Genomic DNA, 14613 nt, shown 5'->3' with positions numbered 1-14613 from the left:
TTGAAGATTATTCATCATCTTTAAGTATTGTTACTTTTATAATCTGCCATATATTACCATATTCTCTTAACTCAAACTGACATTCATATTGCTTTTTATTTTCATCCGTATAAGTTGCTGTAGTAGTATAAGTATCTTCTTGTATTTGAAACTGTATTCTATTATCTAATTCCATATAACTATTAAAATAGCCTTCAGCCCAAGCATCTGCATTCCATTTTAATGAAGAAGCATTTTGATCTTTACAAATCAATTTCAATCTTTGATTTACTTCTTTAGATTCGCCAAAACCTAATGAGCGAAGTGAAATATATTGCAATAAGATTTCTTCAATTGTATCAGGGTACTCTGGTGGAATTTCAACATGAGTTCGCGATTGTTGAAACGTGCCATTCTTGAAAATGTAATGTATATCGATTTCATAGTATAATGCATCTATACCATTACGTAATTGAACATAACCATCATATTTTCCATCATTATTTTCATCTACCAAATCATCATTTCCTACTCCGGTTGCAGAAGCGCTAGTGCAAATTTTCTTTAATTTATTGTTTTCCAATTCTTGAAGACTAAAACCTTTCAAATTTGCTCCATTTGTTAAACCTAAATAAATATATTTTTGTCTTTTTCCCTGTAATGATACTAATTTAACAGTATAAATAGTATAACCATAACTTCCAAAATCATCTATTTTTTTTATTACACCATTTTCATTTCTTAGTAAAAAAATATCACTCACAGAAGTCTGCATTTCATCCTCTTTATCAATTTCACCCAACGCAACAATTGCCTCTTTTTTTCCATCAAAATCAATATCTTCCTCTTTAAAGTAAATAAGTTTATTTTCTTTTAAAACTTCAGGATTGTTCTTTTGTATAAAAATATAATATGGATTTTTTGAATCAAAGATTGTATCTGAAACCATGAGTTTCTGTGAAGTTTCTTCTTTTACATCTGTTGTTTTTTCTTTACCACAACTTGTTAATTGTATAGCCAAGACTAGAAGTAGAACTCTTAAAATTAACTTGTTTTTCATTTTTTTTAAATTTTCAACAAAATTATTTTAGTATTAGAAGTCCACTGACTACTACAAGACATATTTGTGTTGTTATAAGGCATTTTTAAAATAGAAAACGTATTTCAAAATAAGAATAATCTTTCTTTTATTATTTTTGCCGAAATAATAATCATATAATGAAAAATTTAATTTGCATTCTTGGTGTTGCTTTTCTGATGGTTTCGTGCAACAATAAGGATAAAACAGACTTGGAAACAGCCACTACAAAAAACAACTCAAAAACTATTGAATATGATCTTTCTGAAGAAATGGGTTCGACAGAAGGAGCTGGAGCCAAAGCAGACTATATTGATGGAAAAATAAAAAGATGTACTATTAATATTTACGGTGAAATGGGGCAAACTGAAATTATTTACGTTTTTAAAAATAACGAAATTCAGGTTGCTCAGGAAAATCAAACCTATTCTACAGAAGGAGATTCTATAAATAGACAAAAGTGGCAATCTGAAAAAATCTCTTATACAATTGATTATAGTGGTCTTTTAATAAAAAGTAGGGCCGATCAGGAAAAAATTACAAACATATTTGAAGAAGTCCATAAAGTCATTCCTTTTGACTTGAAGTAATATCAGCTTCTTTTAAATATAATCCCAAATAGTCTTATTCTATTATTCAAAAATCTTTTAGTGGTTATCTAAAACATCTATTAAAAATATTTTTGCAAAAATTTTGAGGATTATAAACAACTCGTTTATTCCGTAGGTAATCAAAAATATTTAAAATGAAAAAAATTCTAAATTACATTAGTATTGCAGTTCTTGCATTCACATTATTCTCATGCAACAAAAATGAATGGACCCCAGAAAAGGAAGCTGACTTTAAAAAAGAGATGAAAGAAGGTTTATTATCTCAAGGAAAAGGAATGTTTTCTGATGAACAAGCAACTAACGTGGCTGATTGTGTATTAGAGAAAATAAAAAGCAAAAATTTAAAACCAAACGATTCTAAAAACCCAGGAACTACTATCATGGTAAGACAAATGGGAAAAGATTGCGCACAAGAAGTATTATCTAAAACTAAAAAAAAAACACTTGGGACTCACAAACCGAATCTCAATGCAAAGCTATGCTTAAAACTATGTTTTTGCGCTCTGGTGTAAATAGCTCAAACGCTTCATTTCTTGCTGATTGTGCTATTACCAAAATCAAAGAGCAAAATCTTAGTCCTGCAGATTTAGAAAATCCTAAGAACGAAGATCTGGTTCAGAAAATTGGAAAATCTTGTGGAGAAGAATTAATGAAAAAGAAATAGTTTAAACTCAAATTATAAGTTTATTATTTTTAGCAAAAAACCGTAATTACATTACTGCAATTACGGTTTTTTCTTTATAGCAATTTTCTGCCATTGTGGAATGGTTTCTAACATTGTTTCAGCCAACTCTTTTATGATTTCAGGTTCAAATTGATAATGTTGTTCTTTTACTTTTCCAATTATGTTTCTCTTATAAACCGTTTTTATTCTTAAATTCTCAACTAAATTTACTTTTATACAAATTGAAATAATTTTCTTTGTTTTTCTTTGAATTCCTGCAACAACTATTGTTTCGCATGTTCCAGGATACCAATTAATTATATAAACCTTTGTACCGCCGCTAAAATGTTTTGCGCCTTTTTTAAGTTCTTTATTTTCTCCTAAATAGCTTTCGGCAACTATATTACCTACTAATAGTTGAATTGGCTCATTCTCCTCTTGCATTAACTTTATATTTAAGATAATCGAATAAGTACAAAATTATACAAAATAGATTACTAAAATAACCTATATAAGCCACAAAACCAACAAAATAAGTCAATTATAAAATCAAAAAAACCGTAATTACATCACTGCAATTACGGTTTTTTCTTTATAACAATTTTAATTAATCTCTCTCGATTATACCAAACCTGCTTTAATTAAATATTCAGCAATTTGGATAGTGTTTGTTGCAGCACCTTTTCTTAAGTTATCAGCAACAATCCACATGTTTAAAGTATTTGGCTGGCTTTCGTCGCGACGGATTCTTCCAACAAAAACATCATTTTTACCTTCTGCATATAATGGCATTGGGTAAGTAAAAGTATCTAAATTATCTTGTACTGTTACGCCATCAGTATGGTGTAGAATTTCGCGAACTTCATTTACGTCAAAATCATTAGTAAACTCAACATTCACTGCTTCACTGTGTCCGCCTACAACTGGTACACGAACTGCAGTAGCTGTAACTCTGATAGTGTTATCACCTAAGATTTTTTGAGTTTCACGAACTAATTTCATTTCTTCTTTAGTGTACCCGTTTTCTTCAAAACTGTCACAATGTGGAATTGCATTTCTGTGAATTGGATATTTGTATGCCATTTCACCTTGAACTCCAGCGTACTCATTTTCTAATTGTTTCACTGCTTTTACACCAGTTCCTGTGATAGATTGGTAAGTAGAAACGATGATTCTTTTAATATTGTATTTTTTATGCAAAGGTGCCAAAGTCATTACCATTTGAATAGTAGAACAGTTTGGATTTGCAATAATTTTATCTTCTTTAGTTAAAACATCTGCATTGATTTCTGGAACTACTAATTTTTTAGTTGGATCCATTCTCCATGCAGAAGAGTTGTCAATAACAGTTGTTCCAGCAGCAGCAAATTTTGGAGCCCATTCTAATGAAGTATCTCCACCAGCAGAGAAAACCGCAATGTCAGCTTTCATATCAACAGCTGTCTGTAATCCTACTACTTTATATTTGGTTCCTTTGTATTCAATTTCTTTTCCAACTGATCTTTCTGATGCAACAGGAATTAATTCTGTAACAGGAAAATTTCTTTCTGCTAATACTTTAAGCATTACTTCGCCTACCATTCCAGTAGCGCCTACAACTGCAATTCTCATTTTTATATTTTTAAATAATCAATTAATCTAATTTAGTAAGGCAAAAGTAAGTATAATAAAAGTCTTAGCAAGGTGATTCACAAAAAATAACAAAATGTTATAAAATAAACATTTTGTAAAAAAACCGCCTCTTCAAAAGGCGGTTAAGTTAGACTTAGTGTAGCGGTATTATATTTTTATTTATTTTTTAATAAATCTCTAATCTGTGTCAATAATTCTTCTTGAGTTGGGCCAGCTGGAGGTGGCGGTGCAACATCTTTCTTTTTAGCGTGATTAATTCCTTTTATTATTAGGAATAAAACAAAAGCCACAATTATAAAGTTAATTACTGCCGATAAAAAAACTCCGTACTTTACACCTCCAAAAGCAGTTAATTGTTCAATAGTCGATAAATGTGCAGCATCTAAAGCTGGTTTCAACAGCAATGGCGTGATTACATCTTCAATAAATGAGCTGACAATTTTGCCAAAAGCAGCTCCAATGATCACCCCGACAGCCAGGTCAACCACGTTGCCTTTCATTGCAAATTCCTTAAATTCTGAAAAAAATCCCATATCGTATCTGTTTATATTTATAATTAAGCAATATCGAAAATACGCAATTTTATTGGAAATTCTTAATATTATCTAAAAAATACCCTCTTAACACGCTGCGAAATACTCGTCATTATCTCATACGGAATTGTTTTTAATGCAATAGCCATCTCTATCACAGTCGGGCTTTCGCCAAAAATAATTACCGAATCGCCTTCTTTACAATCGATATTGCTTACATTAACCATCAGCATATCCATGCAGACACTTCCAACGATTTTTGCTTTCTGGTTTTTAATGGTTACATAACCGACTTCATTTCCCCATAATCTCGAAATTCCATCTGCATAGCCAATCGGGATTGTTGCGATTTTTGTTTCTTTTTCTGCCATAAAACGACGTCCATAACCTACGCTATCATTTGCAGGAATTGATCTAATTTGAGAAATTATAGATTTTAAAGTTCCAACATTTTCTAAATATTTCTGTTCTGCAGGATCGTTTGAAACGCCATACAAACCAATTCCTAAACGTACCATACTGTATTGTGCATCAGGAAAATTACTAATTCCTGAAGTATTCAATATATGTCGAATTGGATTGATATTTAATTCTGATACTAATTTTGACGAAAGCTTTTCGAATAATGCAATCTGCTGTCTCACAAAATCAAAATGCTTAGGTTCGTCACTTGTTGCCAGATGCGATAAAATACTCTGAACACGAACCGTCGAATTGCCTTTTAATGTCGCAATCAGTTCATCGATTGTATTGTTTTCAAAACCTAAACGATGCATTCCTGTATCCATTTTGATATGAATTGGATAATCTTTTAAATTCTTTTCTCGAGCAATTTTCAAAAAGGCATTCAGCCCTTTTAAGCTATAAATTTCAGGTTCCAACCCATATTGAATCATAGATGGAAAACTCGTCGATTCTGGATTCAAAACCATAATTGGCACTTTTATACCGCCATTTTTTAGTGATATTCCTTCATCGGCGAAAGCCACACCCAAATAATCCACTTTATGATGTTCTAATAATTTCGCGATTTCCAATCCGCCATTTCCGTAGCCAAATGCTTTTACCATAACCATCATTTTGACATTTGGAGCCAATTTTGATTTGAAGTAATTGAAGTTATGACTAATGGCATCAAGGTTAATCTCTAGAATGGTTTCGTGTGTTTTTTCTTCAAGAAGCGAAACAATTTCTTCAAACTGAAAAGATCTTGCTCCTTTTATTAAAATAGTTTCGTTATTGAAATTCAGATTGTCAATTACTGCAATAAAATCAGCTGTGTTTTTAAACATGGTACTGTTTGGAAACTTAGCTGCAAAAGAAGAAATCGTTGGTCCAATACCAAATACTCGGTTTATTTTATTGTCTGAAATTAATTGGGCAACTTTAGAATATAATTCTTCATTTGTGAATCCGCTTTGGAAAATATCAGATAAAATAACCGTTTTAGAAGCACCTTTTTTCTTCTGACTTTCTAAGAAATCCAAAGCAATTTTAAGTGACTGAAAATCGGAACTGTAACTATCATCAATAATACTGCAATTGTTTATTCCGTTTTTTACTTCAAGTCGCATTCGAACAGGGTAAAGCATCTCAATTCGACTTTGGATTGTCTCCTGATCATATTTAAAATGCAGTAAAACCAATAAACATGAAATCGTATTTTCTATAGAAGCTGAATCGTTAAACGGAATTTCTAAATTGAATTTTTCATTTTTGTAGTGATATTGAATATAGGTATGATCGTTTTTATATTCTCTTTTTTCAATAAAAACATCTGCTTTTTTATCTGTAAAACTCCATGAAAAAAGCTTTCGCGGATGAATCATATATTCTGCTGCAAACTGAGTCAAACATGATTCTACAATTTCTGTTTTTTGATAGATAATAATTGGACAATCTTTAAACAAAAGCAATTTTTCATCAATCTTCTGCACTAAATTTAAAAATCCTTCATCGTGAGCACTTCCAATATTGGTAAGTACTCCTATTGTAGGTTTAATGATTTTCTCCAATTTAATCATTTCGTTCACTGTCGAAATTCCAGCTTCGAAAATGCCCAAATTATGCTTTTCGTTAATGCCTATTACCGAAAGCGGAACTCCAACTTGAGAATTATAGCTTTTTGGACTTCTGATAATATTGTAATCGGGACTTAGTAAGAAGTTAAGCCATTCTTTTACAATAGTTTTACCGTTGCTTCCAGTTAATCCGATCACTGGAAAATGGAAAAGATTTCTATAATAAGCCGCAAATTCTTGAAGGGCAACAAGAGTATTTTCGACCACTAAAAAGTTAGCTTTATCTGCATAGCCTTCTGGAATATATTGAACAACAAAATTCTGAACTCCGTTTTCTATTAGATCCGGAATAAATAAATGAGCATCATTATTAACACCGGCCAGAGCAAAAAATAATGTCTTAGATCCGTTTTGAAGCGAACGGCTATCAATTGAGATATGATCGATTAAAACATCAGCATTTGAGCCAGTCCATTTGGCGTTTAATACTGAAAGCAGGCTTTTTATATTTATGCTCATTTAGAAATTTCTTTTTTTCAAATTTAAAAAAAGGTTTGCCACTAATTTCCCAAATTTTCACTAATTATTCTATTTAATATGAAAGTGCAGAAAAAGAAGGTTTGCCACGAATTACACGAATTCACACGAATTAATTTTAAAAAAAATCGGCGAAATCCGCTTGGAAATTTTTAGCCACAGATTAAAAAGATTATCACTGATTATAATCCTTTTAAATCCTAAAATCTGTGGCTAAAAAATAATTCGTGCGAATTTGTGTAATTCGCGGCAGAAAACATTTAAAAAAAATCTGCGAAATCTGCGTGAAATATTTAGCCATTGATTAAAAAGATCATCACTGATTATAATCTTTTAATCCTAAAATCTGTGGCTAAAAAATAATTCGTGCGAATTCGTGTAATTCGTGGCAGAAAACATTTATTGATTATATTTGTTTTTACACCACAAATTTCCATGTTTTGAAAAAAGTACTTCCGATATTCTCTTATATTTTACATCCGATTTTTATATCGTTATATGCGACTTTATTTTACCTATTCTACAAAGACGATGTTTTTAGCACGAAAGAGAAGTATTTTGTTCTAATACAGATTTTAGTCATTAATATAATTGTCCCAGTCTTATTTTATTTACTGTTAAAATCGACTGGCCATGTAAAATCAATAATGTTAAGTCAGGCTTCAGAACGAACTATTCCGCTTATTTTACAGTGTTTTTTATATATTTTATTGGTAAAAAGAAGTATTGTAATTACGCGTTATCCTGAGCTTCACTTCTTTTTTCTAGCAGCTTTGTTCAGCACGATTTTGGCATTAGTGTGCGTGCTTTTCAAAACAAAAGCAAGTCTTCACATGGTCGCTGTTTCGGGTTTAACGATTTTTGTTATCGGACTAAACATTCATCTTCAGTTGCATAATCCGTATTGGCCAGCTTTGCTTATTTTATTGTCAGGAATTGTGGCTTCATCTCGTTTAGAAATGAATGCGCATACTTCTAGAGAAATACTAATTGGGTTGTTTATTGGAATAATGCCTCAGCTTTTATTTTTATACTTGTGGTTATAAAATATAAAAGATCAATCCAGCATTTAAGGTTTTCATATTGATTTTTTCTCCATTCAAAGTTGTTGCTGACTTAAATAAAGGGCTTAAACCGTAATATATATACACATTCCAAGTGTTATATCCTGCAGAAAGATATGGCCCGTATTGAAATTTATTAATATCAGCATTATTCTTGATTTTATATGTTTTTTCGCCGTCATCAAGAGTAGAAGCATTAGAAAAAACATAACTCAGTTTCACTCCACCATAAATACGCCAGAATTTAGTGCTTTCATAAGTCGAATTACGCCATCTGAATTCGATTGGAAGATCTACAGAATATTGTCTGTAACGATTAGAAACAAATTCTCCATAACTATTAACTCCATAAATTATAGATCCTGACCCATCTTGAGAAATGGTAAGATTCTGATAATAATTTTGATAACTCAAACCTAAACCCGCAGCAATAGCTACAGTTCTGGATTTATTAATGGGCATATCGCGCAAGAAACCTCCTGAAAGTCCAAGAGAAAATTTATTTTGTTTGAAATCTACTGGAATATCGGTAAACATATTATAAGTCACCGAAAAATAAAACTGGTCTTCTCGATACAGGGAATCTATTTTTACAACTGGCTTGATCTCAGGCTTAACGTCTCCTTGTGCAAAAGAGTTAAAAAAAGTGAGTAAAAATAAGCAGCTAAAAATAATTCGCATATCGTGGTTTGGTTTTTTAAAGAAATAATTATAAACAAACGCTTTTCTACGCCCATTTATTTCATATACAAATATAACATAATGCTTTCTCCAGTAGTGATAAGAAACAAAATATTCTCATTTTGATTGCGAATAAAAATAATCGCTGCATTATTTTCAATAAATCACTTCTATGAAATAAAAAATTAATTCATTTTCTTTTTATCTTTTATACCTTTGCAAAGTAATGAAGAAAAAGCAACTCATATTAAGTTTATCCTTTGCTGTAACAATATTGTTCTCGATATTGTTTCAGTCGATACACAGTTATGAGCATATTGTAAAGCAACTTTCAGAAAAGCAGTGCCATCACAATTATAATGATCCAAGTGGCGAAATAACACACCAGCATCACAATTACGATGTTTGTTTTGTCTGTAATTTTGCTTTTGGAAGTTACATTGCGCCAGAAAGTTTTTCTTTTCAATTTCATTCGTTCAATAGCGAAATTCCTTATTTTTTTCCGCTGTCAGAAAAGATTTTTTCTATTTCCACAACTTCGTATTTATTACGAGGACCACCCGTTTCTATAGTTTCTTAATTTCGAATACTCGAAAGAATATTTACCATTTTCTTTTAAATACAAATTCAAAACAACATTGAGTTTCCTAATCCTGTTTTTATTAATTAGGATCAGAATGCTTTTCTGTTAGGTTTAATTTTTCATTTAAAAGAAGAAAATTCAATTTAACTATAGCAAAATTTTCAAATGAAAAAATTCATAATAGCCCTTATTTTAGGGTTTTCGGGCATGCTTAATGCCCAAAATTCGGTTTCAGGAACCGTAACCGATAAACAAAATCAACCATTGCCTGGAGTTTCTGTTTATGCTCCAGAATTACATAAAGGAACTACAACAGACGCAAATGGAAAATACGAATTGAATAATCTTCCAAACGGAAGTCTTCGCATTGCTTTTACTTATGTTGGATATGGCAATCAGAATAAAACGATCGCAAAATTATTGAAGCATAATACTTTAGACATCACTCTTGAAGAATCTATTTTAGAAATGGACGAAGTAGTGGTTTCAACGCCTTTCAATAAACTGCAATCGCAAAACGTAATGAAGATTGAGCATGAAAGCATTAAAACATTACAGCAAAAAGGAACCTCAACTTTGATTGAAGGTTTGGCAACAATTCCGGGAGTTTCTCAGATTTCAACAGGAACTTCTATCGGAAAACCTGTAATTCGTGGACTTAGCGGTAATCGTGTTTTGGTTTATTCTCAAGGCGTTCGTATCGAAAATCAGCAGTTTGGAGATGAACATGGTCTAGGTTTAAATGATGCCGGAATTGAAAGCGTTGAAGTTATCAAAGGTCCAGCTTCGTTATTATATGGTTCTGATGCTTTGGGAGGTGTTTTATATTTCAATCCTGAAAAATTTGCTGATGCTGGCGATTTTAAAGCCAATTTCAGCCAAAAATATTTTACCAATACACAAGGAAGCAATTCTTCTATCGGATTAAAAACTTCTACAGATAATTGGAAATTCTTGGCTCGCGGAAGCTACAACACACATTCAGATTACAAAATTTCAGGTGGCGATCGCGTTACAAACTCTCGTTACAATGAAACAGACTTTAAAACTGGTATTGGCTACAGCAATTCAAGTTTCTCAAGTGTTTTAAGATACAACTACAACAAACTGGATATTGGAATTCCAGAAGACGGAATTGCAGAACAATCTTCAAGCAAAGACACTCAATTTCCAAGACAGGGAATTTTCAATCATTTACTGAGTTTAAACAATGTTATCTTTTTTGAAAATTCAAAATTGGATGTTGATTTAGGTTATATCGCCAATGATAGAAGCGAATTTGAAGACAGCAATGAAGCTTCTCTTCACATGAAATTGAACACTTTCAATTACAATGCAAAATATCATTTCCCTAAATTCGGAAAAATCGAAACTATTTTAGGTGTTCAAGGAATGCATCAAACCAACAAAAATTCTGGAGAAGAATATTTAATTCCAGATGCTACAACCAATGATTTTGGAGTTTTTGGAACTGCAAATTACGAATGGGACAACAGCGTTATTCAAGCTGGATTGCGTTTTGACAACCGTAATATTACTTCGATCGCTCACGGAATTGAAGGTGAAGAAGGTTATTTTCAAGCTTTAGACCGATCTTTTGATAGTTTTAATGCTTCTTTGGGCTATAAAACCAAACTGGCAGAACCGTTAACGCTTCGATTAAATGTAGCAACTGGATTTAGAGCGCCAAACTTAGCTGAATTAACTTCAAACGGTGTTCACGAAGGGACAAATCGTTACGAAATTGGAAATGCAAATCTAAAAACAGAACAAAACGTTCAGACCGATTTGAATTTAGAATACAAAAACACGCACTTTGAATTTTTCGTAAACGGATTCTACAATCACGTAAACAATTATATCTATACGTCGCCAACTGGAGAAGTTAAAGATGATAATGACGTATTTGCGTATGTTCAGGATAATGCTCAATTGTATGGTGGCGAAGTTGGTTTACACTTTCACCCGCATCCGTTAGATTGGTTGCATTTTGAAACTAGTTTTGAAACCGTTACAGGTAAAAAAGAAAACAAAGATTATTTGCCTCTAATTCCTGCAAACAACTGGAACAATACTTTGAGAACTGAATTTAATATCAAAAACTGGCTAAGTGAAGGTTTTGCTTCGCTAAATGTTTCTTCTACTTTCAGCCAAGATAATGTAAGCGGTTTCGAAACGGCTTCTAAAGGTTATACTTTAGTAAATTTAGGTTTTGGAGGAACTGTCAAACTAGGAAAAACAGCTTTCGACATTAACCTAAACGGAAACAATTTATTTGATAAAAAATATATTGCACACCTTTCTAGATTAAAAACAGACGGTATTCCGAATATTGGAAGAAATATCGTTTTGGGAGTTAATTTCAACTTATAAAATTTTCTTAACCGCAAAGAGCGCAATTCCGATAGCCATCGGAATACGCAAGGTCGCTAAGTTTTGTTTATTAAGTAACTTTTAAAAGAATCTCGCAAAGACGCAGAGACGCAAAGTTTTAAAAATTCTTTGCGACTTCGCGTCTCTGCGAGATTAAAAACATTGCGAACTTTGTGTTAAACATATCTCACAAAAAGTTCTATTTTTGTTACAACAGATAAAAACTAACTATGAAAAAAACATTTTTATTAATGGCAATTACAACCGCAGGGGTTTCATTTGGACAAGGTAAAATGCAATATCCACAAACTAAAAAAGGAGAAACTGTTGATGTTTATTTCGACACTAAAGTAAGCGATCCGTACCGTTGGTTAGAAGATGATAAATCTGCCGAAACCGGTGCTTGGGTAAAGGCTCAAAACGAAGTTACTTATGCTTATTTAAATAAAATTCCATTTCGTGAAGAACTTAAAAAGCGAATGGAAAAACTTTGGAACTACGAGAAAATTGGAGCTCCATCTAAAGAAGGAAAATTTACTTATTATTCTAAAAACAACGGACTTCAAAATCAATCTGTAGTTTATAGAAAAGATGAAAATGGAAAAGAAGAGGTTTTCTTAGATCCGAATACTTTTTCTAAAGACGGAACAACTTCACTTGGTGGACTTGATTTTTCTGAAGATGGAAACAAAGCGGCTTATTCAATTTCTGAAGGAGGAAGCGATTGGAGAAAAGTGATTATCATAGATGCGCTTTCTAAAAAAGTTTTAGAAGATACTTTGGTTGATATAAAATTCAGTGGTGTCTCTTGGCACGGAAATGAAGGCTTCTACTATTCTAGTTATGACAAACCAAAAGGAAGTGAACTGTCTGCTAAAACAGATCAGCACAAACTGTATTTCCACAAACTAGGAACTTCTCAAAAAGACGACAAAGTAATTTTTGGAGCAGACAAAAAAAGAAGATATGTTGGCGGGTATGTTACTGAAGACAATCGCTATTTAGTAATTACAGCTGCTAATTCTACTTACGGAAATGAACTTTACATTAAAGACTTAACCAAAGCTAATAGTCCTATTATTACAATCGTTGATAACTTTGATAGCGACAATAGCATCATTACCAACCAAGGCGCTAAATTGTTTATTGAAACAGATTTTAATGCTCCTAACAAACGCATTGTAACGGTTGACGCAGCAAATCCGAAACCTGAAAATTGGAAAGATTTTATTAAAGAAACCAAAGATATTTTATCGCCTTCAACTGGCGCAGGCTATATCTTTGCCAATTATACCAAAGATGCTGTTTCATTTGTACAACAATATGATTACAGCGGAAAATTAGTCCGCGAAATTAAACTTCCTGCAGTTGGAACTGCTGGCGGATTTAGCGGCAAAAAAGACGATAAAACTTTATACTACAGCTTTACCAACTATACAACGCCAGGAAGCATCTATTCTTTGGAGCCAAAATCTGGCAAATCTGAAGTTTATCAAAAACCAAAAGTAGATTTCAAAAGCGAAGATTACGAATCAAAACAAGTTTTCTATACTTCAAAAGACGGTACAAAAGTTCCGATGATTATTACGTATAAAAAAGGAACAAAACTGGATGGTAAAAACCCAACAATCCTTTACGGTTACGGTGGATTCAATATTAGTTTGACTCCAAGTTTCAGCATTGCCAATGCAGTTTGGATGGAAAACGGAGGAGTTTACGCAGTTGCCAACTTAAGAGGCGGTGGTGAATATGGAAAGAAATGGCATGATGCAGGAACAAAGCTTCAAAAGCAAAATGTTTTTGATGATTTTATCGCTGCTGCGGAATATTTAATTGCACAAAAATATACTACATCTGATTATTTGGCTATTCGCGGAGGATCTAACGGAGGTTTATTAGTTGGCGCAACTATGACTCAACGTCCAGATTTAATGAAAGTAGCATTGCCAGCAGTTGGAGTTATGGATATGCTTCGTTACAATGCTTTTACAGCAGGTGCTGGATGGGCTTTTGATTACGGAACTGCTCAAGACAGTAAAGAAATGTTTGAATACTTAAAAGGATATTCTCCAGTTCACAACGTAAAACAAGGAACTCATTATCCAGCAACAATGGTAACTACTGGTGATCATGACGATCGTGTAGTTCCTGCTCACAGCTTCAAATTTGCTTCTGAGTTACAGGAAAAACAAGCAGGAGAAAATCCAGTTTTAATTAGAATTGATGTAAAAGCGGGACATGGCGCAGGAAAATCTGTTGCAGCTAGCATTCAAGAAAGTGTAGATATTCAAGCTTTCACGCTTTATAATATGGGTTTTAAAGCTTTACCAAAGAAATAAGACTTTAAACTGAATTTTTTTAAGCCACGAATTCACGAATTATTTTTCTGAATATCGTGGCTTTTTCTTTGCCTTGAATTACACAAAATTTCTTTTTCTTTTCTCTCCTAGATTTTGCAGATTGAGCAGATTAAAATAATAATCTATTTTAATCTGCACACATCTTTTCAAATTTGCGTGAAATAAATTCGTGCAATCGATACAGATTTTTTAAACATAGAGATTAAAATAATTCGTGAATTCGTGGCTAACTCTTTTAAATAAACCATTTACACTAATTTGAAAACTTAAAGCTTAAATTTTTTTAAGCCACGAATTCACGAATTTTTCTGAATATCGTGGCTTTTTCTTTGGCCTTGAATTACACGAATTTTCTTTTTTTCTTCCTCTCGCAGATTGAGCAGATTAAAATTATAATCTATGTTAATCTGCTTAAATCTTTTTATCTCGATAGCTATCAGGAGCGTGAAATGAATTCGTGCAATTCAACACAACAATTTTAAACATGCAGATTAAAA

General features: G+C 32.3%; 12 protein-coding genes. 6 read left to right on the top strand and 6 right to left on the bottom strand.

The window, feature by feature from the left end:
- Window positions 1-7: 7 nt before the first annotated feature.
- Window positions 8-1039 carry a hypothetical protein gene (locus DMB71_RS15195; RefSeq protein WP_111367502.1) on the bottom strand — a complete coding sequence of 344 codons (1032 nt, stop codon included), beginning with the start codon at window positions 1037-1039 and terminating at the stop codon, window positions 8-10.
- Window positions 1040-1197: 158 nt separating this feature from the next.
- Here DMB71_RS15195 and DMB71_RS15190 point away from each other — a divergent pair, with 158 nt between their 5' ends.
- The 3 genes from DMB71_RS15190 to DMB71_RS21990 all read left to right on the top strand — a co-directional run bounded on the left by DMB71_RS15190 (window position 1198) and on the right by DMB71_RS21990 (window position 2332).
- Window positions 1198-1647 (top strand): hypothetical protein, encoded by a 450-nt coding sequence (locus DMB71_RS15190; RefSeq protein ID WP_111367500.1) that lies wholly within the window; start codon window positions 1198-1200, stop codon window positions 1645-1647.
- 155 nt (window positions 1648-1802) lie between these two features.
- Window positions 1803-2180 (top strand): hypothetical protein, encoded by a 378-nt coding sequence (locus DMB71_RS15185; protein ID WP_111367499.1) that lies wholly within the window; start codon window positions 1803-1805, stop codon window positions 2178-2180.
- Window positions 2159-2332: a hypothetical protein gene (locus DMB71_RS21990; protein WP_162614834.1), complete on the top strand. Its 174-nt coding sequence runs from the start codon at window positions 2159-2161 to the stop codon at window positions 2330-2332. Before DMB71_RS15185 ends, DMB71_RS21990 begins: the two co-directional genes overlap by 22 nt.
- Window positions 2333-2392: 60 nt before the next feature.
- Here DMB71_RS21990 and DMB71_RS15180 read toward each other — a convergent pair whose 3' ends face one another.
- From DMB71_RS15180 to DMB71_RS15165, 4 genes are all read right to left on the bottom strand, one after another.
- Entirely contained in the window at window positions 2393-2776 is a 384-nt protein-coding gene (locus DMB71_RS15180) for a hypothetical protein (RefSeq protein ID WP_111367497.1), read from the bottom strand.
- Window positions 2777-2953: 177 nt separating this feature from the next.
- Window positions 2954-3943 (bottom strand): aspartate-semialdehyde dehydrogenase, encoded by a 990-nt coding sequence (locus DMB71_RS15175; RefSeq protein ID WP_111367495.1) that lies wholly within the window; start codon window positions 3941-3943, stop codon window positions 2954-2956.
- 176 nt (window positions 3944-4119) lie between these two features.
- The gene (gene mscL, locus DMB71_RS15170) at window positions 4120-4497 is read right to left on the bottom strand and encodes a large conductance mechanosensitive channel protein MscL (RefSeq protein ID WP_111367493.1); all 378 of its coding nucleotides are present in this window, start codon (window positions 4495-4497) and stop codon (window positions 4120-4122) included.
- A gap of 68 nt (window positions 4498-4565) precedes the next feature.
- Window positions 4566-7037 carry a bifunctional UDP-N-acetylmuramoyl-tripeptide:D-alanyl-D-alanine ligase/alanine racemase gene (locus DMB71_RS15165; RefSeq protein ID WP_111367491.1) on the bottom strand — a complete coding sequence of 824 codons (2472 nt, stop codon included), beginning with the start codon at window positions 7035-7037 and terminating at the stop codon, window positions 4566-4568.
- Between the two features lie 458 nt (window positions 7038-7495).
- On the opposite strand from DMB71_RS15165, the gene DMB71_RS15160 reads away from it, so the two are divergent.
- Window positions 7496-8101, top strand: a complete 606-nt coding sequence (locus tag DMB71_RS15160; RefSeq protein ID WP_239452987.1) for a hypothetical protein — start codon at window positions 7496-7498, stop codon at window positions 8099-8101.
- Here the strand turns inward: DMB71_RS15160 and DMB71_RS15155 are convergent.
- Window positions 8096-8800: a porin family protein gene (locus DMB71_RS15155; protein ID WP_111367488.1), complete on the bottom strand. Its 705-nt coding sequence runs from the start codon at window positions 8798-8800 to the stop codon at window positions 8096-8098. The two genes, DMB71_RS15160 and DMB71_RS15155, sit on opposite strands and share 6 nt — an antisense overlap.
- Before the next feature lie 748 nt (window positions 8801-9548).
- Between DMB71_RS15155 and DMB71_RS15145 the strand changes: the two genes are divergently transcribed.
- Together DMB71_RS15145 and DMB71_RS15140 are read left to right on the top strand one after the other, a co-directional pair.
- The gene (locus DMB71_RS15145; RefSeq protein ID WP_111367485.1) at window positions 9549-11756 is read left to right on the top strand and encodes a TonB-dependent receptor; all 2208 of its coding nucleotides are present in this window, start codon (window positions 9549-9551) and stop codon (window positions 11754-11756) included.
- Between the two features lie 230 nt (window positions 11757-11986).
- Entirely contained in the window at window positions 11987-14095 is a 2109-nt protein-coding gene (locus DMB71_RS15140; protein ID WP_111367483.1) for a prolyl oligopeptidase family serine peptidase, read from the top strand.
- Window positions 14096-14613: the final 518 nt, after the last annotated feature.

The organism is Flavobacterium tistrianum, assembly GCF_003254545.1.
Lineage (GTDB): Bacteria > Bacteroidota > Bacteroidia > Flavobacteriales > Flavobacteriaceae > Flavobacterium > Flavobacterium tistrianum.
Note: the sequence above shows the minus strand (reverse complement) of the source record. Positions and strands in the feature narration are given on the sequence as shown.